At 57.6% G+C, this 25,615-nt stretch carries 22 protein-coding genes and 1 tRNA gene; 4 read left to right on the top strand and 19 right to left on the bottom strand.

The window, feature by feature from the left end; translation table 11 throughout:
• The first annotated feature begins 232 nt into the window (after positions 1-232).
• The gene (locus RDA78_RS19785; protein WP_434051529.1) at positions 233-1,054 is read left to right on the top strand and encodes a TrmH family RNA methyltransferase; all 822 of its coding nucleotides are present in this window, start codon (positions 233-235) and stop codon (positions 1,052-1,054) included.
• Positions 1,055-1,299: 245 nt separating this feature from the next.
• Positions 1,300-1,375: transfer RNA gene (locus tag RDA78_RS19780), tRNA-Thr, on the top strand.
• Positions 1,376-1,645: 270 nt separating this feature from the next.
• Here the strand turns inward: RDA78_RS19780 and RDA78_RS19775 are convergent.
• Complete coding sequence (locus RDA78_RS19775) at positions 1,646-2,947, bottom strand: VPLPA-CTERM sorting domain-containing protein (protein WP_434051528.1); 1,302 nt, start codon at positions 2,945-2,947, stop codon at positions 1,646-1,648.
• A 1,186-nt stretch (positions 2,948-4,133) separates the two neighbouring features.
• Here RDA78_RS19775 and RDA78_RS19770 point away from each other — a divergent pair.
• Complete coding sequence (locus RDA78_RS19770; protein WP_434051527.1) at positions 4,134-4,616, top strand: hypothetical protein; 483 nt, start codon at positions 4,134-4,136, stop codon at positions 4,614-4,616.
• A 438-nt stretch (positions 4,617-5,054) separates the two neighbouring features.
• On the opposite strand, the gene RDA78_RS19765 is transcribed toward RDA78_RS19770, so the two are convergent.
• Entirely contained in the window at positions 5,055-5,378 is a 324-nt protein-coding gene (locus RDA78_RS19765; protein ID WP_434051526.1) for a hypothetical protein, read from the bottom strand.
• Positions 5,379-5,440: 62 nt separating this feature from the next.
• Positions 5,441-5,710, bottom strand: coding sequence for a hypothetical protein (locus RDA78_RS19760; RefSeq protein WP_434051525.1), 270 nt, complete (start codon positions 5,708-5,710; stop codon positions 5,441-5,443).
• Positions 5,711-5,845: 135 nt separating this feature from the next.
• On the opposite strand from RDA78_RS19760, the gene fumC reads away from it, so the two are divergent.
• Entirely contained in the window at positions 5,846-7,240 is a 1,395-nt protein-coding gene (gene fumC / locus RDA78_RS19755) for a class II fumarate hydratase (RefSeq protein WP_434051524.1), read from the top strand.
• Positions 7,241-7,299: 59 nt separating this feature from the next.
• Here the strand turns inward: fumC and RDA78_RS19750 are convergent, their stop codons facing one another.
• From RDA78_RS19750 to RDA78_RS19675, 16 genes are all read right to left on the bottom strand, one after another.
• Positions 7,300-8,097 (bottom strand): outer membrane protein, encoded by a 798-nt coding sequence (locus RDA78_RS19750; protein WP_434051523.1) that lies wholly within the window; start codon positions 8,095-8,097, stop codon positions 7,300-7,302.
• Positions 8,098-8,572: 475 nt separating this feature from the next.
• Positions 8,573-11,365, bottom strand: a complete 2,793-nt coding sequence (locus RDA78_RS19745; RefSeq protein ID WP_434051522.1) for a bifunctional aconitate hydratase 2/2-methylisocitrate dehydratase — start codon at positions 11,363-11,365, stop codon at positions 8,573-8,575.
• Between the two features lie 249 nt (positions 11,366-11,614).
• Positions 11,615-12,310 carry an RraA family protein gene (locus RDA78_RS19740; protein ID WP_434051521.1) on the bottom strand — a complete coding sequence of 232 codons (696 nt, stop codon included), beginning with the start codon at positions 12,308-12,310 and terminating at the stop codon, positions 11,615-11,617.
• A complete protein-coding gene (locus RDA78_RS19735; protein ID WP_434051520.1) occupies positions 12,307-13,002 on the bottom strand; it encodes an alpha/beta fold hydrolase in 696 nt (231 codons plus the stop codon). The genes RDA78_RS19740 and RDA78_RS19735 overlap by 4 nt, the downstream gene beginning before the upstream one ends.
• A complete protein-coding gene (locus RDA78_RS19730) occupies positions 12,999-14,132 on the bottom strand; it encodes a cobalamin-independent methionine synthase II family protein (protein WP_434051519.1) in 1,134 nt (377 codons plus the stop codon). Before RDA78_RS19730 ends, RDA78_RS19735 begins: the two co-directional genes overlap by 4 nt.
• A 43-nt stretch (positions 14,133-14,175) precedes the next feature.
• A complete protein-coding gene (locus RDA78_RS19725; protein ID WP_434051518.1) occupies positions 14,176-15,141 on the bottom strand; it encodes a cupin domain-containing protein in 966 nt (321 codons plus the stop codon).
• 19 nt (positions 15,142-15,160) lie between these two features.
• Entirely contained in the window at positions 15,161-16,129 is a 969-nt protein-coding gene (locus tag RDA78_RS19720) for an ester cyclase (RefSeq protein ID WP_434051517.1), read from the bottom strand.
• Positions 16,116-17,147, bottom strand: coding sequence for a LacI family DNA-binding transcriptional regulator (locus RDA78_RS19715; protein ID WP_434051516.1), 1,032 nt, complete (start codon positions 17,145-17,147; stop codon positions 16,116-16,118). The genes RDA78_RS19720 and RDA78_RS19715 overlap by 14 nt, the downstream gene beginning before the upstream one ends.
• Entirely contained in the window at positions 17,147-17,914 is a 768-nt protein-coding gene (locus RDA78_RS19710) for an SDR family NAD(P)-dependent oxidoreductase (protein WP_434051515.1), read from the bottom strand. Before RDA78_RS19710 ends, RDA78_RS19715 begins: the two co-directional genes overlap by 1 nt.
• Positions 17,911-18,960 (bottom strand): ester cyclase, encoded by a 1,050-nt coding sequence (locus tag RDA78_RS19705; protein WP_434051514.1) that lies wholly within the window; start codon positions 18,958-18,960, stop codon positions 17,911-17,913. Before RDA78_RS19705 ends, RDA78_RS19710 begins: the two co-directional genes overlap by 4 nt.
• A 1-nt stretch (position 18,961) precedes the next feature.
• Complete coding sequence (gene hisD, locus RDA78_RS19700) at positions 18,962-20,272, bottom strand: histidinol dehydrogenase (RefSeq protein WP_434051513.1); 1,311 nt, start codon at positions 20,270-20,272, stop codon at positions 18,962-18,964.
• Positions 20,273-20,423: 151 nt separating this feature from the next.
• Complete coding sequence (locus tag RDA78_RS19695; protein ID WP_434051512.1) at positions 20,424-20,960, bottom strand: ester cyclase; 537 nt, start codon at positions 20,958-20,960, stop codon at positions 20,424-20,426.
• A 44-nt stretch (positions 20,961-21,004) separates the two neighbouring features.
• On the bottom strand, positions 21,005-22,171 hold the full coding sequence (locus tag RDA78_RS19690; protein WP_434051511.1) for a carbohydrate ABC transporter permease: 1,167 nt from the start codon (positions 22,169-22,171) through the stop codon (positions 21,005-21,007).
• The gene (locus RDA78_RS19685; RefSeq protein WP_420332679.1) at positions 22,168-23,193 is read right to left on the bottom strand and encodes a carbohydrate ABC transporter permease; all 1,026 of its coding nucleotides are present in this window, start codon (positions 23,191-23,193) and stop codon (positions 22,168-22,170) included. Before RDA78_RS19685 ends, RDA78_RS19690 begins: the two co-directional genes overlap by 4 nt.
• A gap of 71 nt (positions 23,194-23,264) precedes the next feature.
• Complete coding sequence (locus tag RDA78_RS19680) at positions 23,265-24,470, bottom strand: ABC transporter substrate-binding protein (RefSeq protein ID WP_434051510.1); 1,206 nt, start codon at positions 24,468-24,470, stop codon at positions 23,265-23,267.
• 77 nt (positions 24,471-24,547) lie between these two features.
• Positions 24,548-25,603, bottom strand: a complete 1,056-nt coding sequence (locus RDA78_RS19675; RefSeq protein ID WP_434051509.1) for an ABC transporter ATP-binding protein — start codon at positions 25,601-25,603, stop codon at positions 24,548-24,550.
• Positions 25,604-25,615 lie beyond the last annotated feature (12 nt).

The following is a 25,615-nucleotide window of genomic DNA, read 5'->3' as shown; positions in this document are numbered from 1 at the left end:
AGGCTGAATTGCGCTGGATCTTTCTCTCCCGTCTCAACGCTCGGAGCGCGCTTGAAGTGAGATTCACGCCCCTCTGATCGCTGCCGCCCCGGACCTGATCAGGGGCCGAACGCAGCGGCCGCACGGGTCCCGGCTCAGGACCGGGACGGCGGGATTGTGATTCACGCGATACGCATCAGGAACGGCACATACACCCTTCCCCTTCGCCAGATTTGCCGCTACAGCAATCGCCATGACGGATAACCCCAAATCAGGACGTCCCGGACAGCGCCCGGGCCAGAAGCCTTTCTACAAAAAGAAAACGGCCGGAAAACCCGCCCCGCGCCGCCCTGGGCTCCCTCCGGACGGCCCTGTCCTTTTATATGGCCTGCACACGGTCGAAGCGGCCTTTGCCAACAAGGACCGCAAGCGGCTGAAACTCTTTGCCACCGAAAACGCGCAGAACCGCCTGGCCGAGCGCGGCGTCAAGATCGACGTGCCCGTGGAAACGACAATGCCGCGTGCGCTCGACCGAATGGTGACAAAGGACGCGGTCCACCAGGGCATGATCCTGGAAGCCGACCCCCTGCCCGCCTATGGCGCGGAACACCTTGAAGGTGCGCGGCTGGTGCTTGCGCTCGATCAGGTCACCGACCCGCACAATGTCGGCGCGATCCTCAGATCCGCGGTTGCGCTTGACGCTGATGCCGTCGTCACCACGGAGCGCCATGCCCCGGAAGAAGGCCCCGTGCTTGCAAAGTCGGCCTCCGGTGCTCTCGACATGATCAAGCATGTGCGCGTCAAGAACATGGCAAGGTTCGTCGGCGAAATGAAGGACAAGGGCTTCGGCTGCATCGCACTCGACAGCGACGGTCCCGCCAGTCTCGAGGACACGGCCTTTACCGACAAGACAGTGCTCGTGCTTGGCTCGGAAGGAAAAGGCGTCCGCCAGGGTGTCCGCGAGGCTTGCGGCCTTCTTGCCCGGCTCGACATGCCCGGCGAGATCCGTTCTCTCAATGTCTCCAACGCCGCCGTCCTCTCGCTCTACGTCGCCCGCATGAAAATGGGTCTTTAACCAGGGACCTGGGTCCTGGTCAGCGCGCTGGAGGCACGGGAGACCACCGGACAGCCCGGCCCGGGCAGCCTTTTGCAACAGCAGCCAGAGGCCTCCGGCTTCTGCGACACCGCGCAATTATCCACAGCGTGCAGGCGATTCCGACAGACTTTAGAAAGGCTTGGCGGGAATTTTCAGCTCTCGTGCCGATTTTTTCGTTTCAACCATGGACAAGCGCGTCCAATCTGTTAGAAGCCATCCCCGGCGCCGGTATAGCTCAGTTGGTAGAGCACGTGATTTGTAATCTCGGGGTCGCGGGTTCGAATCCTGCTGCCGGCACCAGTTTCCCCCTTGAAATCGCTGATGTCTTACCTGTTTTGATGAAAACAGATTGAGAACCTGTGACCGCAAAAAAGGAACACAAGGTCACATGTAGGACCTTGTGTTCTTGTTCGTTTGCGGCGGAGATTTCCTGTCGCGCACGACTTTTAGCGCTCAAAACCTGTTTCCGTCAGTCACAAGAAGCGCGCTGATTGTCAGCGCAGAGCCCAAACGGACGCTCATATTGTGCGAGGAGCAGAGCCTGAACACCAACGCCGCGCAAAACCATTTCTACGATCCTCTCCGCGCCAGTCTTGTTAGTCCAAGACCTCCGAACGCAGAAATCAAAAGCACAAAACCTGCTGGAAGCGGTATCACCGTCGGAATTTCGAGCGTGATCGGCGTCATTGTTCCTGTAAAGCGGCCATCGCTGATGAAACTAAGACCCGTTACAAAAGCCGTCGGATCTTCCGGATCAAGGCCCAACGCCGTTTCGATTCCAAGAATTCTGAATTGGTCGACACCACCGGTATCGAAGAAATACTCGTTGCCGGCTCCTACGACCTCAGCAAATGTGAAATCGTTTATGCTGTCGTCGAAGAGATATAGGTCATACAAATCGTCTCCAAGATTGGGCAAAATGAATGAGGCAAAGTTGGGATTGGATTCGCCGATCGCGTAGTCAAAACCCTCGGTCACAATAGGATCGTAAAATTGGACTTCTCCAGCGCTGACCTCATTGTCAAACACAAAAACAGGCGTTCCTCGATCTGTCGTAATTACTTCCGGTAGCTGTATCACGACGCCTTCTGGCAAATCGCTTGTGGCGAAATTAAACCACGTGCGATTTACGCTCAAAGTGGAACCCGTGAGATCCTGGCCAGTCGAACTGTTGCCGGACTGCCGTTCAATTCGTGTCTCGATTCGGATCGCGTAAAGGCGATCTTCCTCCAAAACTCCGCCGGGAATAGTGTATGATGTCTCGCCATTTCTAAAGCGGGGCGAACCAAACACCTCGACGGCCTGCCCAGACAAATCTCGCTGCTCCAAATCAAAAACCGTCAAACGCACAGCGTCGGGGTCAATGTCAACATTGTTCCAGGAAATCGTGGGGGTTGTTTTATCGCCGTCCACCGTAAGGCCCACATTGTCGACTCGAGCAGGCAAACGCACGTCACCCACTTCTGGAGTTTCAAGAGCCAGGCTGTCAGGACCGTTTTGCAGGTTCAACGTCCAGGCGCCTGTGAAATTTGCATCATATCGGATTCCACCGCTGTATAGGTTCTGGTTTACCGGATCTCCCTCGAAGCTCAGAGATCTGGTCACGCCATTCTGCGTCGCGGTTCCTGTCGTTGGCGGAGCCGGGTTTCCTGACGTGTCGAACACGGGAACTCCGGCGTCCTCGCCGAATCCGTTCGGCGCAACATTTACTCCGAAAGTCAGGACATCGTTTTCCCCGAACCCAGCAGTGTTCGGACCACTTGCTACTCTGAATGCATATATATCAGAAGCGGTAATTGTCGCTGCCTGAACGAAAGCCGGAAATTGAATCACGCAGACAGTGGTCAAAAGAAATTTGGATAATGTCGACATAGGAATTCTCCCTAAGAAAAACTACACCCAATACTAAGATTGTAGGGTAACTTACTACTTCTATCAAGAAAGATTTGCTCAATTTCCGCTACGGCAAATATGGCATACGCGACAACGCCGCGAGAGAACAACAAGGAGAGCTTGGAGCGGTTCATCTGCACTCATGCGGTTTCCACCCGCGAACAGGAGACGTGCGACTTTCTCCCGACCGCGCCGGCAAGGCAAATATGCCGGTCGGCAATGCCACAAACTGTGTTGGAGCGCAGTCCGGATCAAGACGCAGATCTCCAAGAGTAGCAAACCAAAGTATATCCAACACGAAGGGACTGCGCCGAACCAACGGCAACCGATGAGCTATGCGGGTTGCAACAAGGGCAGTGGGTCAGGGAGCGTTTCATTTGGCACCCTGAATATTCCGGTGGACAATTACTTCTGAGCGCAGACCGTGCACCCAAGCTCCATTTGACTTTCGGATGATCCAGCATGTGCGTCTGCAGTCGTCGACCTCAGCCAGCCTAGTCGCAATCAGATCAACATCGGCGCCTGCACTTGGAAAACCGCTCATCGCTGAGCCTGAGCAAACCATCGGACATCGCCAAACTTCTTTTTGGGAAGCTGAATCAGACTTCAACTGATTGGCATACTCATCTTATGGGCCCGGAGCCCAGTTCGAGGAGCAAAGGGCAAACAACAGCATTAAGTACGAATAAAAAGTCCGTAACGTCAAACATTAAGATGTGAACAACAAATATTGTTAAGCTATAATCACAAATTTTGTTAATATTAATTCACGTAATGTAAAATTAAAGATAATTATATCTCAGAAGAAAGTATATTTACATTATATTTTTTTGACTTTTGATATACTATTGTGTGAGTAAACTTCCTAAAAGACAATTTTTTGGGTGTTTTAATTTTTATTGAAATTTATAAATGTTGATTCTATTCATATAATATGACTATAGGTTGTTTTTACTTCTGCCACATTCTTAAGTGTGCTGGTACATCTCTGCGCTTCGCATTTGAAGATTTTTTTGGAAGTAAAAATACTATTCCTTCGCTAACTTATGTCAGAAGCATTGGTGGGCAATATCCAAATCCGGACATGTTTGCAGAAATATGTCAATCGGTTAATGGAAACAACTATTTGTATCAGGGGCACTACTTGCTTCAGATGAAACAATTCATGAAAGGCGCGAAGACAATTTTAGTCCTGCGTGATCCGGTTCAGAGGTTCGTTTCAAACCTGCGCCATGTGATGATGGCCCGGCAACTAAGCGCCGATGATGTAAAAGAGAGGCTGTTTGCAAACGACCCCGTCATTCAAGGAAATCGCATAACCCGGCAGCTTGCTGGCAAAATCGATCCAAGCTCTGGGTTAAGTCTGACTGAGCAACACAAGATGTCGCTACTTGATGATATCACGGACCCGATCGAACTCCTCGAAGCCGCTTATCAAGCGATTGATGACGCAGAGATTGTCGGCACATCCGAGGATATGGGTAGTGTCATTAAGCAACTTGAGTTTCACGGAATTGCAATCAAGGAAGAAAAACGACACGTGCGCGACGGCTACGATTTACAACTGAACGCGTCTGAGTTGGATTTTGTACGCGAAATTAACAGCTTAGACCTCGAAATCTACAATTATGCGAGGGTGCGGACTTGATCAAGATGAATGCGGCTGCGATTGCAATGAATGTGGCGCCGGTTTGCAGCCCCTTAGGTCATCTTGGTGCACATCGCCGACCTCCAAGTTTCGTCGGCAACCTATGCGTAACTTGCAATGCTAATCCGAAATCCCAAAACCTATGCCTGGGTTAATTCGTCGACATTGCCTAGCCATCGGAGCCCTTGGCTGAGACGCTGCAGGTATCAGTTTGGGTCGAATTCGATCACCAAGTCACCCATTCGGGTCATGGGGCTCAATCCCACCACGTTGCGATTGTCTGATCGCGTCGCGCCGCAGCTTGGACAAATCTGTGAAATTTCAGGAACATTTCCCTGCAGTAGTCCAAGGTGTCAGCAGTGCTGAGTGAACCATCGTCGACGGCAACTGCTGCTGCGCGTAAAAGCATCGTATCCCGTTGTTCCAATGAAAGGCTTTTCAATTTCTCGGATAAGCGAGCAACGGTCGTCGGTTGACGGCAGTGATGGCAGAGTAAACGCAGTAGTCGGTTGGGCCGGTGGGGTAGTCGATATTGACGACGCCTGCTCCTTCTCCGAGCGCCTCGGCTAACAATCGAAGTGTTTCAGCATCGCCAAGGGCCTCGAAGCCTTTGAGAAGGCTCGCTGCAGACCAATCCAGATCAATGCACGCTTCATCTGGCTCCAGCTCAAAGGACAACAGCCTGTCAAGCTCGGACACATCACGCCGGCATCGTTCAAACCGACTGGGAAACAGTCTTGCCAGTTGTTGTGTGACTGCCATCCGGCCGGCCCATCTATCTTAACGGGTTTCGAAAGCCTCAAGTCAGGTATTTTGTGCGGGGATCAAAACCGGCTGAGAGAAGCAAAGCAGACAAATATCATTGCTTTCGAGGCAAATTCCAGCGGATTGACCGTATCGCGGTGGTACCAACGTCTGCAAACGTTCGCTTTGTCTGCAGAGCGACCGTTGATCACCTTTGTGGCGCATGTGGCACCGACGTCGGCCATGTTCCATGTTTCTCGCTCACGCTCGCAGACCAGGGACTTGCCCTTGGCTGTTACAATACGGCATTTCTGTCGATCGCCCTCCCCATTTCCGATTTCCCGTATCACTGCGACTTCTCCCGCAGTATGGTTCGCGGCAGCCTTGCCCCGCCGACCCGCGCGACAGCCAGCTGACAATCGCCAGGATGCAGCAGCGAGCCCCGGCAAGGTTCTGAAAACATCTGACAAGCCCAAGAGGTGACCATGTCCACGCCCGTTCGCACAGAAAGCGATTCCTTTGGCGCCCTAGATCTTCCGGCGGACAAGTATTACGGCGCGCAGACCGCGCGGTCGCTGATCAATTTCCCGATCGGTAGCGAAACCATGCCGCTGCCGCTTGTGCATGCACTTGGCGTGATCAAGCAGGCCGCTGCGAGGGTCAACCGGGATCAGGGCAAGCTGGCGCCGGATCTTGCCGCTGCCATCGATCAGGCCGCCGGCGAAGTGGCCGCCGGAAAGTTTGACGACAACTTTCCACTGGTCATCTGGCAGACGGGCTCCGGCACCCAGTCGAACATGAATGCCAACGAGGTCATCGCCAACCGGGCCATCGAAATTCTTGGCGGCGAAATCGGCACCAAGACGCCCGTTCATCCGAACGATCACTGCAACATGAGCCAGTCGTCGAACGACACCTTCCCGACCGCAATGCATATCGCCGCAGCGCGCGAGATCCATCACCGGCTGCTGCCCGCGCTAAAGCACCTGCAAGCGGCCCTCACCGCCAAGGCGTCCGAATGGAAGGACATCGTCAAGATCGGCCGCACGCATACCCAGGACGCGACCCCGCTCACCCTGGGACAGGAATTCGGCGGTTATGCCGCGCAGCTGGAGATGAGTATCAAACGGGTCACCGAAGCTTCGGACGGGCTTTATGACCTTGCTCAGGGGGGTACCGCCGTCGGCACAGGGCTCAACACCAAAATCGGATTCGCAGAAGACTTTGCGGCCGAGGTTGCCAACATCACCGGCCTTCCCTTCCGGACTGCTCCCAACAAGTTCGAGGCTCTCGCCGCGCATGATGCCTATGTTTACGCCCACGGTGCGCTCAACACCGTTGCCGCTTCGCTCTTCAAGATCGCCAACGACATCCGGCTGCTCGGTTCCGGCCCGCGCTCGGGGCTGGGTGAACTGTCACTTCCGGAAAACGAGCCCGGCTCGTCAATCATGCCGGGCAAGATCAATCCCACCCAGTGCGAAGCCATGACGATGGTCTGTACACAGGTCTTCGGCAACCAGACAACGATCTCCGTTGCCGGCAGCCAGGGGCATTTCGAACTCAACGTCTACAAACCGGTCATGGCCTTCAACATGCTGCAGTCGATCCGCCTTCTCGCAGACGCATCGCTTAGCTTCACGGACCGCTGCGTCATAGGCATCAAGGCCAACAGGGACAGCATCACCGAACTGATGGAGCGCTCGCTCATGCTGGTCACCGCCCTTGCCCCGGCGATCGGCTATGACAAGGCAACGGAAATCGCCAAGACCGCCCACAAGAACGGAACGTCTCTACGCGAGGAGGCCTTGAAACTCGGCTATGTCACGGAAGAGGAATTCGACCGGCTCGTGCGCCCGGAAAAGATGATTGGGCCGAGCTAGCACGGCAAAGAACCCGCAGAGGTGCCGCCGGCGGGGTGCACCGGCGGCAACAGCGTGGATCAGAACTGATAGTTCACGCCGATGCGCGCAAGGAAACCGGTATTGTCCGTTTCACTGGCATAATCGATGCCATTGAGCGCCCCGATGGCTCTGACCGCTGCATTTCCGGTGGCTGTGGCGCTACTGTCGGCGAGGTCGTAGTAGAGACCATCCAGCTTGATCGAGACGTTTTCGGTCGCCTTGAATTCGCCGCCGCCACCAAGCGTCCAGCCGAACTTGAACTCGTCTTCGCTTCCGGACCATACCAGTGCCGGTGCATCCACACCTGTCACGCTTGTCGAGTAATTGACTTGACCAAACGCAAGCCCGCCCGTCGCAAACAGAAGGAACCGGTCACTGGGCGCGTAACCAAGACGGCCTCTGAACGTACCGAAAAACTTCATTTCCCGCTCAGCGCGCGTTTCGAGACGTGTTCCAAGGACGGCTGCGCCGGTGAACGAGTCGGACTCGTCATAGTCGAGATACGAAATGTCGCCTTCAAGACCATAAACAAAGTTGCCGCTCTGCATGTTGTAGCCAGCCGTAAGGCCGCCATTGAAGCCATTGTCGTCTAGGTTGAGGCTGCCCGGGACGATTGTCCCGCCAAGGTTCTGGAATCCGCTTGTTCCCGTTGTGTCAGCGTCGTCATTGGACCAACCCCATCCGACGAAGGCACCAGCGTAAAATCCGCTCCAGGACGGGCTGTATTGAATGGTTGGCGCGACTGCCAGGTCTGCTGAAAATGCCGCACTCGATGTCAAGAGGAACGCTGCTGCCGCGAGCGGCCCCGCGTAACGTTTTTTCTGTTTCCGATCCATAAAGGCTCTCCTATTGGAATTGTCTGCCTCTCCATTCACGAACAGGAACGCACGAACATGGTTAACAGTCCGGAAACGCGGGGGCCCGATTCAAAACACTGTTACGTTGCGTTAATTTTGCGCCACACCACGGCAACCCGACGCATACGATTTATCGGCAGCATTTCGCCAACAATAGGAATTACGAAAGACAATTCCCTTTGGATTTTGTTGTTCTGGGCAACAATTCAGCGTCAGTTTTCCCGCCAAGATGCGTTCAGCGCAGGACACGTGAGTCCGCTGCCCATGACCTGAAAGCTCATTCACGCGGTGAAGAGATCGAGCGCATTCGTTGAAGAGCGATTCGCTCGCATCGCGAATGCTTGAAACAGCTAACGCGGTAAACAAATCCCGGCACGAATGGCGTTCCGTGCCGGGATTGAGATTGGGATCTGGAAACCGAATGCCGCCAACGGCAGCCTGGTGCCATTCTGCCTCAGAAGTGAACCGATTGGGTGTCCAGCGGCTTCTGCAGCGGCGGTGCGAACTTGGTCAGGTCGATGCCCTCGACCGCGGTCTTGTATTCATCGATCGTGGGTGTCCGGCCGAGAATGGCCGACAGGACCACGACCGGCGTCGACGCGAGCAGAGACTCGCCCTTCTTGTCGTCGGAGTCCTCGACAACCCGCCCCTTGAAGAGACGCGTCGACGTTGCAAGAACCGTGTCGCCCTTGGCAGCCTTTTCCTGGTTGCCCATGCACAGGTTACAGCCGGGCCGCTCAAGGTAGAGGATGTTTTCGTACTCTGTCCGAGCCGTGCTTTTCGGAGCCGTATCGTCGAACTCGAAGCCGGAATATTTCTGAAGTACGGCCCAGTCGCCCTCTTCCTTCAACTCGTCGATGATATTGTAGGTCGGAGCAGCGACAACCAGCGGGGCGTTGAACTCCACACTGCCGGACGCCTTTTCCAGGTTGCGCAGCATCTGGGCGACGATCTTCACGTCTCCCTTGTGAACCATGCAGGATCCGACAAAGCCGAGATCGACCTTTTTCTCGGCCCGGTAATGCGAGATCGGCCGGATCGTGTCGTGGGTGTAGCGCTTGGAAACATCGGCGTTGTTCACGTCCGGATCGGCAATCATCGGCTCGTTGATGTCGTCGAGATCGACCACGACTTCCGCGAAATACTTGGCGTTGTCGTCGGGAGCGAGCGCGGGCTTTTCGCCGGACCTGATTTCCGCGATCCGCTTATCGGCGATATCGATCAGGCCCTGCAGCATCCGGGCGTCATTGTCCATGCCCTTTTCGATCATGATCTGGATGCGATGCTTGGCGATCTCCAGGGATTCGATCAGCGTCTCGTCCTCGGAGATGCAGATGGAGGCTTTTGCCTTCATCTCCGCGGTCCAGTCAGTGAAGGTGAAGGCCTGGTCGGCCAGCAGTGTGCCGATGTGAACCTCGATGATGCGGCCCTGAAAAACGTTGTCGCCGAACTGCTTGAGCATCTGCGCCTGGGTTGCGTGGACAACATCACGGAAATCCATGTGCTCCGCCATGGCTCCCTTGAAGGTGACCTTGACGGATTCAGGGATCGGCATGGTCGCTTCGCCGGTTGCAAGTGCGAGAGCAACGGTGCCGGAGTCGGCGCCGAATGCCACGCCCTTGGACATCCTTGTGTGGCTGTCCCCGCCTATGATGATCGCCCAGTCATCCACGGTGATGTCGTTCAGAACCTTGTGAATGACGTCCGTCATGGAATGATAGACGCCCTTGGGATCGCGCGCCGTGACGAGGCCGAACCTGTGCATGAAGGCCATCAGTTTCGGGGTGTTGGCCTGTGCCTTCAGGTCCCAGACCGATGCCGTGTGACAGCCGGACTGGTAAGCGCCGTCAACGCTCGGAGACAGGACCGTCGCGGCCATTGCCTCGAGTTCCTGGGACGTCATCAGGCCTGTCGTATCCTGCGAACCGACGATGTTGACCTTGACCCGGACATCGGATCCGGCATGCAACACGGCGCCTGGTGTCACGCCGCGCGCATTTGCGTTGAAGATTTTCTCCACGGCGGTCAGGCCCTGACCCTCGTGGGAGATTTCCTTTGACGGTGCGAAGGCGGATTTCAGCTCGATCCCGAGCGTTTCACAGGCAAAGCTCTGCAGCTTCTTGCCGAAGACGATCGCATAGGAGCCGCCGGCCTTGATGAATTCAAGCTTCTGCGGCGAGAAGGACGAGCTCAGGTCGGCATGTTCTTCATCGCCGGCTTCGTTCAGCAGCTTCTTGCTCTTGGTGTTGATGGTCAGGACCGTTCCCGTCTCCACCGAGTATTTCTGCTCAAGAACCGGGTTGCCGTCATTGTTCAGGATGGGATTGCCGTCCTCGTCCAGCTTCTTGACCCAGTTCTTCAGGTCGACGCCGATACCGCCGGTGACGCCGACAGTGGTCAGGAAGATCGGCGAAATGCCGTTCGTGCCCGCAACGATCGGAGCGTAGTTGACGAAGGGAACGTATGGACTGGCCTGCTTGCCCGTCCACAGGGCGACGTTGTTGACGCCGGACATGCGCGAGGAACCGACGCCCATGGTGCCTTTTTCGGCAATCAGCATGACCTGCTTGTCCGTATGCTGCAGCTTCAGCGCCTGGATCTCCTGCTGCGCCCGTTCCGAAATCATGCATTTGCCGTGCAGTTCCCGGTCGGCGCGGGAATGGGCCTGGTTGCCTGGAGACAGCAGGTCGGTGGAGATATCGCCTTCAGCGGCGATAAAGGTCACCACCTTGATTTCCTCATCGACGTCCGGAAGCTTCGTGAAGAATTCGGCCTTGGAATAGCTTTCCAGAATGTCCCTTGCGATCTCGTTACCGGCGGCAAAGGCTTCCTTGATGCGGTCCGTATCGGCCTCGTAGAGGAAGACCTGTGTCTTCAGGACCTCGGCAGCGGCCTGCGCAATCGAGACATCGTCTGCGAGCGCCAGGTCGAGAAGAACCTCGACGGAAGGCCCGCCCTTCATGTGCGACAGCAGTTCGAACGCGAACGCCGGAGTTATCTCTTCAACGGGTGCATCGCCAAGGATGATCTCTTTCAGAAAGCGCGCCTTTTCGCCTGCAGCACTCGTCGTTCCCGGAAGCGTGTTGTAGATGAAAAACTTGAGGGAATCTTGCCGGTGCGCATTGCCCGGATCCTTGATTTGCGCGATGAGTTCGCTCACCAGTGCGCCATCGTCGATCGGCTTAGGGTGCAGGCCCTGCTCTTTGCGGCTTTCAATTTCTTCAAGGTAGGCTGTGTACAGGCTCATGAGCGTCCTCGGGAACTGGGGTTTCTTGATGCTTCGGCGCGGCCTCTCACAGGCGCCGGAAGCCGGAACGAAATAATTGTATGCGGCGGTATACTATTTCTCGCCGGAATGCAAGAAGAGATCGCTCCGATCGTCGGCAAAGGCCTTGGCAAAAGACACCACTCAGAAGCTCAGGAAACTTCGAATTCGCCAGAGATTTGTCGAATAGGCCGTGACCCGGCGTTCCGATCCAGCCTGACTGCAAACGCGTCAGGTTCTGGCCATTTCGAAAGCCGCCCAGGCTTCCCGGAACTTCTCAAAATCAAAGCCTGGCTCGCGCGCGGGCCCAAGAACGAGCTTTTCGGTCTCCAGAAGTTTGCCGATCGCAGAATAAAGAACCGGCATCACCTCTTCCGGAATGACCAGCGCGCCATGCCGGTCGGCGTGAACCAGTTCTCCCGGACGAATATCCAGCCCGAAGATCTTCACCGGTGTATCAATTTCCTTGATGTGAACGAATCCGTGGCTGGGTCCGACGGATCCTGCGACCACGGGAAATTCCTCCGGCAGATCACCGAGATCGCGCATGACACCGTTGGTGAGCGCGCCAGAAAGCCCGAGCCCCTTGTGAACGGTCGTGTTGATTTCACCCCAATAGGCCCCGATCGCATTCGGGTAATCGATGTCCTCGACCACGGTGAGCGCCGGACGGGGGCCCTCGGACATGTAACGGTAGTAGTCCATGCGCCGGGCCTTGATGGCATCCGCCGGTTCCGTCGGCGGTGCAAGCGCGGAGATCTTTGCGGTGCGGGCAAACCCGACCATCGCCCCGCCCTGGGGGTCGGAGGCAAGCATTGTCCCGCGCGTGAAACGGTTGAAACCCCGCCTGCCCTCCGCCACTTCGATCGCATTGCAGACCGTCGGCGTATCGACGGATTTCAGAAGGTCCAGAAGCTCTGTTTTCATTCGATATCCAGCCAGGTCTTGAAGGCCGCATTGACGGCCTCAGGTTGTTCCAGGGTCGGCAGATGCCCGGCCCCCTCAATGATCTTCAATTCCGATCTATCGACAAGCGCATGCATCAATTCGTGGCGCTCCAGCGGACAAAGCCGGTCCTCCCTGCCCATCAGGATCAGGGTCGGCACATCGACCGACCTCAGTGCCTCCTGCTGGTCCGGGCGATGCTGCAGGGCACAGGACTGACGCACGAACACATCGGGTCCAAGGTCGATCGCCATCGTCATGCAGATATCCATGACGTCCTGTCGAAGCGGTCCGTTGGCCAGGTAATTGGGTTTGAGTTCATCGCGCATGACCTCGCGCAGACCGCCCGCCCTGACCGACGAAATCTGCGGTTCACGGCGCTGTCTGACCTCCTCCAGCTCCGCACGCGGATTGGTGTCGAGCAATGCCAGCCGGGAGATACGCTCCGGCGCCCTCCTGTACACCTCCATAGCGACGATCCCGCCCATGGAAAGTCCCGCAAGAGCAAATTCCGGCGGGGACTTTTCAAGGACGTCTTCCGCCAGAGCGTGGATCGTGTCGAACGCGGTGATGGGTGCCAGATGAATTGGAACGCGTCCGGACAAGGCGGCGATCTGTGGCCCGTAGAGCCGCGCATCGCACATCATCCCCGGAAGCAGTACCAGCGGTGTCACGCACGCGCCTCCGCGATGGCAGCTCCGTCCGCCAGGGATTTGAGTTTCGCAAAGGCGATCTCGGGATCGACGGCCCCGAAGCCTGCAAACGTGCCGAAGCCACAGTCGGAACCGGCGATCACCCGGTCCATACCGACAATGTCCACGAACCGGTCGAGCCGCTGCGCAACCACTTCCGGGTGCTCGACGAAATTCGTCGTCGTGTCGACGACGCCAGGCACCAGGATCTTGTCATCCGGAATTTCCGGTTTCCGGTCGCGGAAAACAGTCCATTCGTGGGCGTGGCGTGGATTGGATGTTTCAAACAGAACGTAGCGCGCCCGCGCCGACATCAGGGTTGAAAAGACCTTGTCCATGGAGATGTCGCAGACATGCGGGCCTTCGTAATTGCCCCAGCAGATATGGATCCGAACCTTCGCCGGGTCGATGTTCTGAAGCGCATGGTTAAGAGCATCGACGTGGCTCGCGGCGATCTTCAGGAACTCTTCGTCCGAAAGATCGGTGAACAGCATGTGCCGGGACAGCGCGAGATCGGGACAGTCCAGCTGGAGATCAAGGCCAGAGGCAACGATCGTCTCATATTCGTCCTTCATGACATCCGCCAGCGCCTGCAGATATGCCTCACGTGTCGGATAGTGGTCGTTTTGCAGAAATAGAGAAATCACCCCGGGCGACGCGGCATTCATGAATCCGGCAGTCGCGCCGTGCATCGCCATTGCGTCCTTGAGATGCTTGATATCCTTGATCAGTTCGCCCTGTCCCTTGGAACGCACCTCGCCGGTGCACATCGGACGGGCATATTGTGGCGTTCCGCCGCTCTCCGCGATCCGTTTCAGGAAGCCGGGATAGAGTTTCAGATCCGCAGGCGCATTGCGCGGGCTGTCGCCGGAAAAACCGGTGTACCGGTCCTTCACATAGGTGGCGTAGGAGATCTTTGAGGTTTCGCCGTCGCTGACGATCGTCACCCCGGCTTCGACCTGCTTGCGCACGGTTTCGGAAACCGCCGACGCCATTGCCGCATCGAATGCGGCCTGCTCAAACGGTTCTCCCTTCTCCCGGGCAAAGATGAAATCAACGACTTCCTGCGTTCGCGGCAGCGAGCCGACATGGGTTACATCGATCTTGCTCATGGGTCCCCTCAGTTGTTCCGACGGGGTCAACCCCGTTCTGTTGTTATCCCACCCAGGTCGGCCCAGCCGGGTCATTGGTGTTCATGACGCGGAACAGACTTGCTTCACCGCTCATGGATGGTGCCAGACTGTGCTCCAGCCCCGGCGGAACGGCACAGGTGTCGCCCGGCGCCAGGACCTTTTCCCCGCCGGACCAGCCCAGTTTCCAATGCCCGCGCATGACCATGAGAACTTCATGGCTGTTCAGGCTGTAACTGGTTTCAGGCTGCGATCCGCGCGACAGGAAATCGACCTCGAATCCCGGCCTGTCCATCAGGAGGCCATGCTCGCCGATCACCGCGCAGGGCGCTTTTGCGGAAAGCGCCATCATGTCCCAGTAGCGCGCGACATAATCTTTCACGACAGCATCGTTTCCGGGCTCCGGAAACGCCTTGAGTTCCTCGTCCGTCAGCAGTGGCATCGGGCTGATGCCGTCCGGCAGCGACTGGCCCTGCTTGGTGTCATAAAGAACGCCGTTCTGCCCGAGTGCGAGGCCGTGGTTTCTGGCATCCTCGATGACCTGCGGCGCCCAGGTGACGCCGCCTCCGGCATCGTCACCGCCGAGGATCGCCAAGATCATCCCGTAGTCGGTGCCGATGTTTTCAAACCCGCGGAATATGCCTGTCGGGATATTGAAGATGTCACCTTCCTCAAGAACGACTTCGCCCGCCGTTCCCCAACGCCCCCAGAAGAAGCGCCACCTGCCCTTCAGGACAAAGAAAACTTCCGCCGTCGTATGCGAATGCAGCGAGTTCCGGCACTTGGGCGGCTGCCCCGCAGCACCGATGTTGAAACCCGGCGTGTCCTTGATGTGGACATGCTGATCCGGACTTTCGGAAACACCGCCGCCGATGATGGTGAAGTTTTCCTTCTGGTCCGATCCTGGCGTGTGGGCATCGATGAAAGCTGTCCGGCAGGGTTTGAGGTCTCCGTAGCGGACGATCCGGGTTTCCATTTCTTCAGGGCTCATGACCAAACCTGCTTTCAAGTTATCCGGTTTTCAAAGCGATCTGTTTCCAGATCGCCGTTTCATCAAAAAGCGTGTACTCGCGGCGAAGACCCCAGGGCCCGAACTCGGCATGCGACGCGCCCATGACGTAGACTTCGGCGCCACTGGGCTCGCCAAAGGCACCCCATCCGTCATGCTTGCCATGAAGCGACCAGCGGATGGCGGCCCTTGGCGGCATCAACGGGTCGTCCCGGCCTACGCGGTGCTCGATCCGGAATTCGGCAGAAGGAAAACTCGCGCGCAGCCCCATCCAGAAACGGTCGGCGGCATCCCAGGAATGGCCGTTGACGCCCCCCGGGTAAAACAGCGCGCAGGCCCTGTCGTATTTTGCCTCGATGACGGCAATGTCCGCCCCCATGATGCGCGACAGGATATCCGCGTAGCGTTCACCCCATTCATTGGCATTGCCTTTGCCCTTGTAGGGTCCGGGCTTGTCAATCGCGGGCGTGAACGGATGAACACAGTTTTCCGGGCCGCCTTCCCGCGCGATCAGATCCCGTGCATAGTCCTTCGGATCCCATCCCATCTGCCGGACGATCGCGCCCTGATCCCTGATGAGCCATTCGTCGTTGATCTGGTTGTTGATCGCGTGGCAGTCGGCAATGATCCGGTACTGCAGTTTCTTGCCGCTCGCCGCCCCGTAGACACCGTCGCCGAGATGTGTCGCGGTCGATATGATCCTGTGAGATGAAAGCATCCCCTCTTCGGGAGAACCCGACCAGATAACGTCTTCCCCGAGCAGGGCCCGGTCCGGAAACTCGGCCAGCGTTGCCATGGTCGCGCCGATAACATCCTGATTTCCAACGACAACGGACGCCGGTGATCTGACGACAATATCGTCCGAATAGTAGTGATGCAGGGTCGCAATCTTGCGCTCTTCCCAGATTTCCCTGGTAATTCCGATAATGTAATCGGGGAAATCCTTCCAGCGGGGGTCAAAGCCTTTCATCGGGCCATCCTTGGGGTATGCGGGCTGAACCGCGGATCATCAGCGGTCCATCTATCTGAATTTTCCGGACATCATTGCGGCCCTCCTCGATCCATCCGAGCAGCGTGGAGACCGTAGCCTCCACCATCCGGTTCGAGGGCTGACGCAAGGTTGTCAGGTCGTAGGCTGGCCAGGACGCCAGCGGCACATCGTCATATCCGACGACCGAAACATCGCCCGGGACATCCAGCTTGAGTTCAAATCGCAGCACGTCCATGACCGCAAAGGCCATGTGATCGTTGCCGACGAAAACAGCCTCGGGACGGTCTTTTCCGGAGAAGATCTCGCGTGCTGCAGCTGCTGCCGTCTCGCGCTTGTACATGCCGTCGATACAGGCGACAGGCTCGATGCCGGCTGCCGCCAGCCCGTCGCGGAACCCGGCCTCGCGGTCACGTCCGGTCGACGACCCGGACCAACCGGCGATATGGGCGATTTTCCTGTGCCCTCCTGCCAAAAGGAATTCCGCGATCTTGCGGCCGCCGGCGAGGTTGTTGGACGTGACCTGATTGAGTCTGTGGTCATCCTGTCCACGGTTGAACAGCACCACCGGAACGCCTGCGGCGGAACACCGCGCGGCGAGCGCATTGGACATGCCCACGGACGCGGTGATGATGCCGTCGACCTGGTAGTCGAGCAGTTCTCCCATGACCCTGTCGACGCTGGCGTCGTCGTTGGACACCATGAAAACCAGAATGTGGTAGCCGTGTTCCTGCAGGGCGGTTGACAGTTTTTCCAGTGCATCCGGGTAGAACTGGTTTTCCAGATACGCCACCACCAGACCGATGATCTTCGACCGGCCGGTGATCAGAGACCGTGCGAGGACGTTGGGCCGGTATCCGAGTTCGTTTGCTGCTTTCAGGACCTTGTCGGCCATTTTCGGTGAAACAGACGCCCCCGGCGTGAACACCCTGCTGACGGCCGACTGGCTGACACCGGCCTTCCGGGCTACATCGACGGAAGTGACTTTTTCGGAGCGCATCAATCCGCTGTCCAACCTCCGTCCACGAGAAGCGACGTACCTGTCACCAGCGAGGAGGCATCGCTTGCAAGATAGAGCACCGCCCCCATGATGTCCTCCACCACACCCGTACGGCCAAGCTTGATCTTTTCCTCAATCCACTGGACCCGGTCCGGGTTGTCGAAGGTTTGCTCGGTCAAAGGCGTGCGTATGAATGTCGGACAGATCGTGTTGATCCGGATCCTGTGCGGCCCGAATTCCAGTGCCATTGCCTTGGTGAACCCTTCGACCGCAAATTTCGACGCGCAATAAACCGCGCGGTCAATGCCACCGACATGCGCCATTTGCGAACTCATGTTGATCAGCGACCCGGGTCTGCCCGCCGCGATCAGTCCCTTGGCAACGCATTGCGTGACAAAATAGGCCCCGCGCACGTTGACGTTCATGACGGCGTCGAAGTCTTCAGGCGTCGTATCGATGGCCGCGCTGTGGCGCGCAAGCCCGGCACTGTTGACGAGAACGTCGAACGGGCCGTGTTTTTCGATGCTCACCTGCACTTCCAGGACGTCGGCGACATCAAGCTGGAGCGCCGAGGCAGAAAGTCCCTTCGCCCGGATCGCCTCGACGGCCTCGTCAAGCTTTTCGGTCCGGCGTGCCGCCAGAACCACATCTCCTCCCGCCTCCGCCAATGCGGCCGCAGAAGCGAGGCCGATACCGGACGATGCACCGGCGACAAGCACCTTCTTGCCGGAAAGGGAAAAGCTTGGGGTGGAAGGAAGATCGATCATGACAGCGCAACTCCGGTTTCTGGGTCAAAGCCCGTGCGGGCCTTGTTGAAATCCCGAAGTCGGTTGAAAACGTCAACACCCAATTGCGCATAGGCGTCGAGAAGATCGACCATGACCCAGTTTTCACGGATCAGGCCTTTCTCCACGCGCCAGAAATCAAGGCTGCGCATGGTGATTTTCTTGCCCGCAGGCGCAATACCCATCCAGCCGTCATGGGTGACCGACTGGATCATGTCGGGCCACCCGGTCACCGCAGCGTAATTCCGGTCCCCGAAGAAGTGGTATTCGATCTGATCGACATATTGGCCACGATCCGGCATGGCCTTCAAGAAAGGGATCTGGTGCCACTTGCGAAAGCCGTTTATGCCGCGCCCCGTGCCGATCCCTGAGGGTCCGTACCAACTCATGCGCGGATGCCAGAATTTCGGCATCTCCATAACTTCCGGCCCGCCTTGCGACGGGTGCCGTTTCATATGCTCCAGCATGTCGATGATCAGCTGGCATGTCTCTTTGCCCGATACCTCGTCATAGGGCCCGGGCACAATGCCGTCTTCGGTCGCCGGACCCGGGACATGCCATTCGCGGCCAAGGCTCGGCGCCATTGGCCACGCACCCGCCTGCATCATCACTTCCGGAATGTCCCAGAGCGCCTGAAACTCGACGACCTTGCCGTCGACAAACCGGTAAAATTCGTGAAACCGCATGGCCACCTGGTGGCCCGTTGCCGGGATGTCCTGCCAGGGCCGGTCAAAGGTTCCGGTGTAGTAGCCGCCGCAACCGACCCAATCGTTTCCTTCCGGCGTTGGCCCGGCCATGACGATCGTATCGCGCCGCTCAAGATCCGGGACGGCCCTGAACAGCGGTGCATAGGCCTTTTCGTAAAAGGCGTCGGTTCCCGCCGTGTCGCCGAACGGGTGGCACAGTCTGAACAGGACATCGGGCGTGCAGAGATCGGCGAGCGCCCTGCGGACTGAGGTTTCCTCAAAGTCGTACATCGCCGCCCGGAGTGGCGCGATCAGCTCCTTATGGCCGGTATGCCTGTCCATCTTATTCGGCGGCCTCTCCGTAAGGCACGTTGCCGCCTCCGTATCTGCGGACGCGAACATTGGCCTGCTCGGCATGGCCGACGAACCCTTCCAGCATGCAAAGGCGCGAGCAATAGGCACCGATTTCGGCGGCCGCCTCGTCTGTCAGAACCTTCTGGTAGGAATGGGTCTTCAGGAATTTGCCGACCCAGAGCCCGCCGGTGTAGCGGCCGGCCTTCTTGGTCGGCAGCGTATGGTTCGTTCCAATGACCTTGTCACCGTTGGCGACATTGGTGCGCGCGCCCAGGAAAAGCGCACCGTAGCAGGTCATGTTTTCCAGGAACCAGTCATCCCTGTCGGTCATGACCTGGACATGTTCGGAGGCAATGTCATCTGCGACTGCAAGCATTTCGTCATAGGTGTCGCACAGGATCACTTCGCCGTAGTCTTCCCACGACTTGGACGCCGTATCGGCGGTCGGCAGGATCTTTAGCAGACGCTCGATTTCAGAGAGCGTTTCTGTCGCCAGCTTGCGCGAGTTGGTCACCAGAACAGCCGGCGAGTTATACCCGTGCTCAGCCTGGCCAAGGAGATCGGTTGCACACATCTCCGCGTCCACGGTTTCATCGGCAATGACCATCGTCTCTGTCGGGCCTGCGAACAGATCGATACCAACCCGTCCGAACAGCTGGCGTTTGGCTTCTGCCACAAACGCATTGCCCGGACCGACCAGCATGTGGACCGGATCGATCGTCTCCGTCCCGATCGCCATCGCGCCGACGGCCTGAATGCCTCCAAGGACGTAGACTTCATGCGCCCCGCCAAGATGCATGGCCGCGATCACCGCCGGGTTCGGCGCTCCCTTGAATGGGGGCGTCGCCGCAATGATGCGTGGCACCTTGGCGACCGACGCCGTAGCCACCGACATATGCGCCGAAGCAACCATCGGAAACTTGCCGCCGGGCACGTAACAGCCGACCGACTGCACCGGTATGTTCTTGTGGCCAAGGATTACGCCAGGCATCGTTTCAACTTCGATATCCAGCATCGAGGCACGCTGCGCCTCGGCGAACTTCCGCACCTGCTCCTGCGCGAACTTGATGTCTTCCATGTCTCGTGCCGAGACCCGGTTCATCAGCGCTTCAATTTCCGAGCCGCTCAGCCTGAACGAAGCGGGAGAGTAGGTGTCGAATTTTTCGGACAGCTCACGCACGGCGGCATCGCCGCGGTTTTCGATTTCCTTGAGCGTCCCCTCCACGATGGAGCGAACCTTGGCATCATCTTCGGAACGCTCGGCCTCCGGCTTTCCGCGCTTCAGATACTCAATGGTCATGTTTCATCCCTTTCAAAGCGCCGGCGGAACATCTTCTCAAGGAGTTCTCTAACCGGAGCGCTCGTACCACTTCTCAATTTGCATACGTATGCAGAAACATCAAGTGCCCAAAAAGGCAGCATGAAAAATATTCCGGTGCCCGCGTCCGCACTCAGGCAGCTTTCGTCGGCACGGGAGGGCTGCGTTCGCCGCGGTCGAATGCTTCCCAGCCCTGGCCCTCGAAGACATCCTTGCCGAGCTGTGCCAGAACATGGGGAAAGTCGACCATCACCCAGTTGTCTACAATCTTGCCGTCCACGACTTTCCAGAAATCCATGTAGCGGATTTCAACCCGCTTCCCGGTCGGTGCAAGACCCATGAACTCCCCGGAATGCGTTGCTTCCTGACGCCCGAACGCCGCCGCCCATTCGCCCATGTAGAGCCGGGCTTCATCTACGCAGATCTTGTCGGAAAATGCCGCCTGAAACGGCTTTTGCCAGTTATCCTGAAACTCCTTCAACCCGGTCTTGGTGCCGCAGCCGGCATTGCCCAGCCAGCGGAAGCCGTCAGAAAAGAATTCGCCGATATCTGCAATCCGGTGATCATTGAGACCATCGACCATGTCCTCGATGACCCGCCGTGTATCGTCCGTCTTGCTCATATCCGTGTCGCGGCTCAGGACCGCTTGTTCGGGACGCGAACCCTTCATGTTTCACCTGTACAAACGTGTTTTTGCAAAGAAATGCTCATCGCCTAGCCCTTGACCGCGCCGGCTGTCAGGCCACTGACGATCTGACGCTGGAAGATCATGATCAAAAGGAACAGCGGGGCGATGATCGAAACGGCGGCTGCCACGGCTTCGACCTGGTCTGTCGTCGTCGTTTCCCGGTTGAAGTAACCCGCGATTGCCGGAACCATCGTCTGGTTCTGGGCGTCCAGAAGCAGCGAACAGACGAGATAGTCGTTGTAGGCAAGGAGGAAGCTGAACAGCCCGGTCGTGATAACGCCCGGCCACATGACCGGCATGATCACCCATCTGAAGGCCTGGAAATGGGTGCAGCCGTCAACGCGCGCCGCCTCATCGAGCTCATTCGGGATATTCTGGAAGAACGAGCGCAGCATCCAGATCGTGAAGGGCTGATTGATAGAGACGAGAACCGCAATAACCGCCCATGGCTTGCCGTAAAGGGTTGGTGCAGCGTCGCCCAGGATAGGACTGAGAATCTCGGCGGAGTTGATAAAGGGCGGCAGGTAACCGGCCACGAGAACCGAGTGCGGCAGGGCGCGGAAAACCAGTGCGATGATAAGGATCCAGAAGGCAATGAACGATCCTGCTGAACCGGCTCTTGCGAGCCCGTACCCGGCTAGCGTCCCCACGGTCAGTGAAACAGTCACGACGCCGACTGTGACGATCATCGAATTGATGAAGTTCTCGTAGAACGCATTTTCGACCCACACGGCTTTGTAGTGCTCGGTGGTCAGACCGAGGATAGGCTTGCCCAAGGGGCCAAGAATGGAATTCACGGCACTCAGGACCGGAGGAAGGATCCCGGCGAACACAATCAGGAAGCCGATTGCAAACACAAGCGCACCAATGATCCAGCCCGGGACGAGCAGATGGGGCGGCGTGTACTTGTTGACCATCTTCGGCAGAAGCGTCAGCGCCAGATGAACGGTGTACCAGAGAAAGGCGATACCGACGACGATGCTGACGATCGACAAGCCACGCCCCGTTGCGACCGTTTCAGGACCGAAAATCACACTGAGCGGGTTCGCGGAAAACGCATCGATCGGATCCTTGAAGCTCATCACCGCGATCCAGAAGATCGGGAACGCTGCGATCAGACACCAGAAAGCGAGGAAGCCGACTGAGGTCAGTTGCAGCGCCATGGGCTGCTGCATGGATTTAGGCAGGCTCATACCCGTCCTCCCTTGTGATCGCGCCAGGTCTTGCGCAGGAGCGGAATTAGCAGAACGACAATGCCGATCATTGTGAGCATCGCGCTTGCGGACGCACGTGAAATGGACCTGTTTCCGCTATCATCGGGCGTTAGCAGGTCATAGGTCAGCCACTGCAGCGAAATGCGGTAAGCCTGACTGGAGAAGCCGACGATTTCTTCAAAGACGCGGTAGGAATCCATCAGGTGGATCAACGAGACGAAGACGATGAGCGGCATCAGGTGCGGAATGATTACGTAGCGAAGCCGTTCCCAGCGGCTTGCACCGTCGATCACGGCCGATTCCAAAGTGTCCTGGTTGACAGTTTGCAGGCCGGCATAAAACACAAGGAACGCAAATGGGGCCACATGCCAGACACGGTAGAACATCATCAGCAACTCGATGGTCCAGCCTTGAGCGAACATTGCGATGTCCTGGTTCAGCCACCATTCCAGAAACGCGGTCATGATGCCGTCGCCGATAAACAGCCAGCGGATGGACAGTGCGCCGATAACAGGCGTGATGATGAAAGGCAGAAGCGACACGAAGATGATGGGGCCACGTATCATGCGGGTGGCATTGTTGACCGTGATCGCAATGGCCAGCCCGACGCCGATAACGAGGGGAAGCGTTACCAGAGTGAAGGTCAAAGTGAACCGGAGCGCCTTCCAGAAATCAATGGTAAGCAGTGCATCGAAATCAAAGACTTTCAGCGCCGCCCAGGCCCGGTCCGGCTCCAACACATTGTAATAGCTCTCCAGCCCGACATATTTGACGTCTGTCACCACTTTGCCGTCTTCGCCAAGAACCGGCTGAATTTTTGTTTCGGTGACGCAGGTCTGGTTTGGGAAGCCGGGTGTGCAGGTTTCGACTTCAACCTGCTCGAAAACAGGCTGCGTGACATAGAAGCTCTGCATGAACACGCTGACAAGCGGCGCAGCGATAAAGAGCAGCATGAGGAAAATGGACGGTCCGACAAAGGCGGCGAATGTCTTGGTGTTCATGCTGCCCTCCCATGAAACGTGCTTGGATAGGGCGAAGGGCGCATACGCCCTCCGCAAGGTCGGTCGCCGGCTTACTTGATCAGGCCAGCTTCTTTGGCCGACGTCGTGTAGGCACCGGCGATGTCCTTCAAGGTGGTCTGGGCGTCTTTTGCTCCCGTCAGGAAGTCGGCGACACCATTGCCGAGCGCCGTGTGCATCAGGCCCATCTGCGAGCTCGCAGGATAAGGCAATGCACCTGCTTCAGCCGTCTGCACAACACCAAGCGCAAGCGGACCGGGCACGTAACCCTCGATCAACCACACGGCCACATCGTTGTTTTCCTTCACCATTTCCGGCGTCATGCCGTTCATGGCGACACGGAAAGCCGCTTCAGCTTCTTCATCGGACGTGTTGTTGGCAATAACGATACCGTCCCACCAGATCGTCGATGCTGCACGTGCGTCCGCGGTCGGGGCGCCGGCCATCTTCACCTTGCCGACAACCTGGGATTCGTTGGCATCATCCATGGCACCTGCGCGGCTCGCCCACAGGTTCGCCATCGCAATCTTGCCCTGCTGGAACTGCTGCTGCACGTAGGTTGAGTCGGAAACGAGATATTCCGGATCCATGTACTCGGTCAGCTTCTTGAGCATCTCAAGGGAAGCGACGCCCTGCTCGTTTTCAATTGTCGCTTCATTGTCCGGGCCGAAGAACTCGCCGCCCATGCCCAGATACATGTTCACGAATTCCTGGCCAAGGTTCCAGCCGGTCTTCATGGTTGCGCCAATCGGATATTCGACGACACCGGCATCTTTGATCTTTGCCGCGGCTGCCAGAACCTCGTCATAGGTCTTGGGAACCGGAAGGCCGAGTTCGGTCAGAATATCCTCGCGGTACATCAGGTGCTGGGCGTTCACCATCATGGCAATCGCCATGGTTTCACCGTTGATCTTAATGAGCTGGTTCGGAGTGAGGTTCTGGCCGTATTTCTCCACCAGACCATCGAGCGGACGAACGGTGCCCTCGTTCATCAGCGGAACCAGGGTGCCGTTGGCGACGCCACCGATCTGGTAAAGTGAAGGATCTGCGGCAAAGGCGGCCGGCTGCTTGGTGCGGAATTCCTGGTCAAGCTCGGCTTCGAAATCGCCGCATTTGGCCATGAAGGACGTAACCGCTTTCCAGGCCTCGAAACCGGCAGAGAGCGATTTCACCGGCGTGGTATTTTCAAAATCACACGCGCTCGCGGCGCCCGTGACTGCCAGTGTCATTGCACTGGCGAGAAGAAGTTTCTTGAGCATGCGTCAGGTCTCCCTGCTGTTCCATGCGCCGTCTGGCGCTCTTCTGGTTTTCGGCTGAGTGCCGGGTCCGGACCGGCTTACGCGTCGATGCGCGCGCCCGTCTCGTGATTGAAAAGGTGACAGATTTCAGGCGGAATGTGCAAACCGACCGTTTCGTCGATCTCGATGCGGTAATCCTTGTTGGCCTTGACCGACACCAGTGCGCCCCCGGCTTTCACCGTGATCATCGTGGCATCACCCAGGAGTTCCATCGTGTAGACCGGTGCGCTGATTTCCGCCTCGGCGCTCGAGCCGGCAACAGCTGCATCTTCTGCACGGAAGCCGAGCATAACCGGGCCGTCGGGCGCATTCAGACCCGTGATGGTCACGTTTTCGCCTGTAAAGGTGCCGCCGGACAGCGTGCCTTCCATGAGGTTCATCGCCGGCGATCCGATGAAGCTGGCAACAAACGTGTTTGCCGGACGGTCATAGATCTCGGTCGGCGATCCGACCTGCTGGATGATCCCGCGTTTCATCACGACAACCCGGTCGGCCAGGGTCATCGCCTCGATCTGGTCGTGCGTTACGTAAATGGTCGTGACCTTGAGTTCATGCTGAAGGTTCTTGATCTGCGCGCGCGTCGACACCCGGAGCTTCGCGTCGAGGTTGGAAAGCGGCTCATCCATGAGGAAAACGTTCGGTTCGCGCACGATCGCCCGCGCCAGAGCAACACGCTGGCGCTGGCCGCCCGAGAGCTCCGCGGGCTTGCGGTGCAGGAATTCGTCCAGCTCGACCATGGCGCTTGCCCGGCGCACGCGCTCGTCATGCGTTGCCGGATCGACCTTCCGCACTTTCAGGGGGAAGCGAATGTTCTCGTAGACATTCATGTTCGGGTAGAGACCATAAGACTGGAACACCATTGCGATGTCCCTGTCTTTCGGATCAAGGTCGTTCACGACCCTGTCGCCAATGATGATCTCGCCGCCGGTCGCGTCTTCCAGTCCGGCGATCATGCGCATTGTCGTCGTCTTGCCGCAGCCGGATGGGCCGAGAAGTACCAGAAACTCGCGGTCGGCGATCGTGAGATCGAAATTGTCGACACCGACAAAAGATCCCCACCGCTTCGACACGTTCTTGAGCTGAATTTCTGCCACAGCCATCCCCTC

The sequence above is a fragment of the Roseibium sp. genome, from assembly GCF_051016195.1.
GTDB lineage: Bacteria > Pseudomonadota > Alphaproteobacteria > Rhizobiales > Stappiaceae > Roseibium.
This window is presented reverse-complemented; position numbering and strand designations above follow the sequence as displayed.

Bases quoted from the DNA above. Each gene is read 5' to 3' on its own strand.
- RDA78_RS19785 (WP_434051529.1), top strand. From the start codon at position 233: ATGACGGATAACCCCAAATCAGGACGTCCCGGACAGCGCCCGGGCCAG.
- RDA78_RS19775 (WP_434051528.1), bottom strand. From the start codon at position 2,947: ATGTCGACATTATCCAAATTTCTTTTGACCACTGTCTGCGTGATTCAA.
- RDA78_RS19770 (WP_434051527.1), top strand. From the start codon at position 4,134: ATGAAAGGCGCGAAGACAATTTTAGTCCTGCGTGATCCGGTTCAGAGG.
- RDA78_RS19765 (WP_434051526.1), bottom strand. From the start codon at position 5,378: ATGGCAGTCACACAACAACTGGCAAGACTGTTTCCCAGTCGGTTTGAA.
- fumC (WP_434051524.1), top strand. From the start codon at position 5,846: ATGTCCACGCCCGTTCGCACAGAAAGCGATTCCTTTGGCGCCCTAGAT.
- RDA78_RS19750 (WP_434051523.1), bottom strand. From the start codon at position 8,097: ATGGATCGGAAACAGAAAAAACGTTACGCGGGGCCGCTCGCGGCAGCA.
- RDA78_RS19745 (WP_434051522.1), bottom strand. From the start codon at position 11,365: ATGAGCCTGTACACAGCCTACCTTGAAGAAATTGAAAGCCGCAAAGAG.
- RDA78_RS19740 (WP_434051521.1), bottom strand. From the start codon at position 12,310: ATGAAAACAGAGCTTCTGGACCTTCTGAAATCCGTCGATACGCCGACG.
- RDA78_RS19730 (WP_434051519.1), bottom strand. From the start codon at position 14,132: ATGAGCAAGATCGATGTAACCCATGTCGGCTCGCTGCCGCGAACGCAG.
- RDA78_RS19725 (WP_434051518.1), bottom strand. From the start codon at position 15,141: ATGAGCCCTGAAGAAATGGAAACCCGGATCGTCCGCTACGGAGACCTC.
- RDA78_RS19720 (WP_434051517.1), bottom strand. From the start codon at position 16,129: ATGAAAGGCTTTGACCCCCGCTGGAAGGATTTCCCCGATTACATTATC.
- RDA78_RS19715 (WP_434051516.1), bottom strand. From the start codon at position 17,147: ATGCGCTCCGAAAAAGTCACTTCCGTCGATGTAGCCCGGAAGGCCGGT.
- RDA78_RS19710 (WP_434051515.1), bottom strand. From the start codon at position 17,914: ATGATCGATCTTCCTTCCACCCCAAGCTTTTCCCTTTCCGGCAAGAAG.
- RDA78_RS19705 (WP_434051514.1), bottom strand. From the start codon at position 18,960: ATGGACAGGCATACCGGCCATAAGGAGCTGATCGCGCCACTCCGGGCG.
- hisD (WP_434051513.1), bottom strand. From the start codon at position 20,272: ATGACCATTGAGTATCTGAAGCGCGGAAAGCCGGAGGCCGAGCGTTCC.
- RDA78_RS19695 (WP_434051512.1), bottom strand. From the start codon at position 20,960: ATGAAGGGTTCGCGTCCCGAACAAGCGGTCCTGAGCCGCGACACGGAT.
- RDA78_RS19690 (WP_434051511.1), bottom strand. From the start codon at position 22,171: ATGAGCCTGCCTAAATCCATGCAGCAGCCCATGGCGCTGCAACTGACC.
- RDA78_RS19685 (WP_420332679.1), bottom strand. From the start codon at position 23,193: ATGAACACCAAGACATTCGCCGCCTTTGTCGGACCGTCCATTTTCCTC.
- RDA78_RS19680 (WP_434051510.1), bottom strand. From the start codon at position 24,470: ATGCTCAAGAAACTTCTTCTCGCCAGTGCAATGACACTGGCAGTCACG.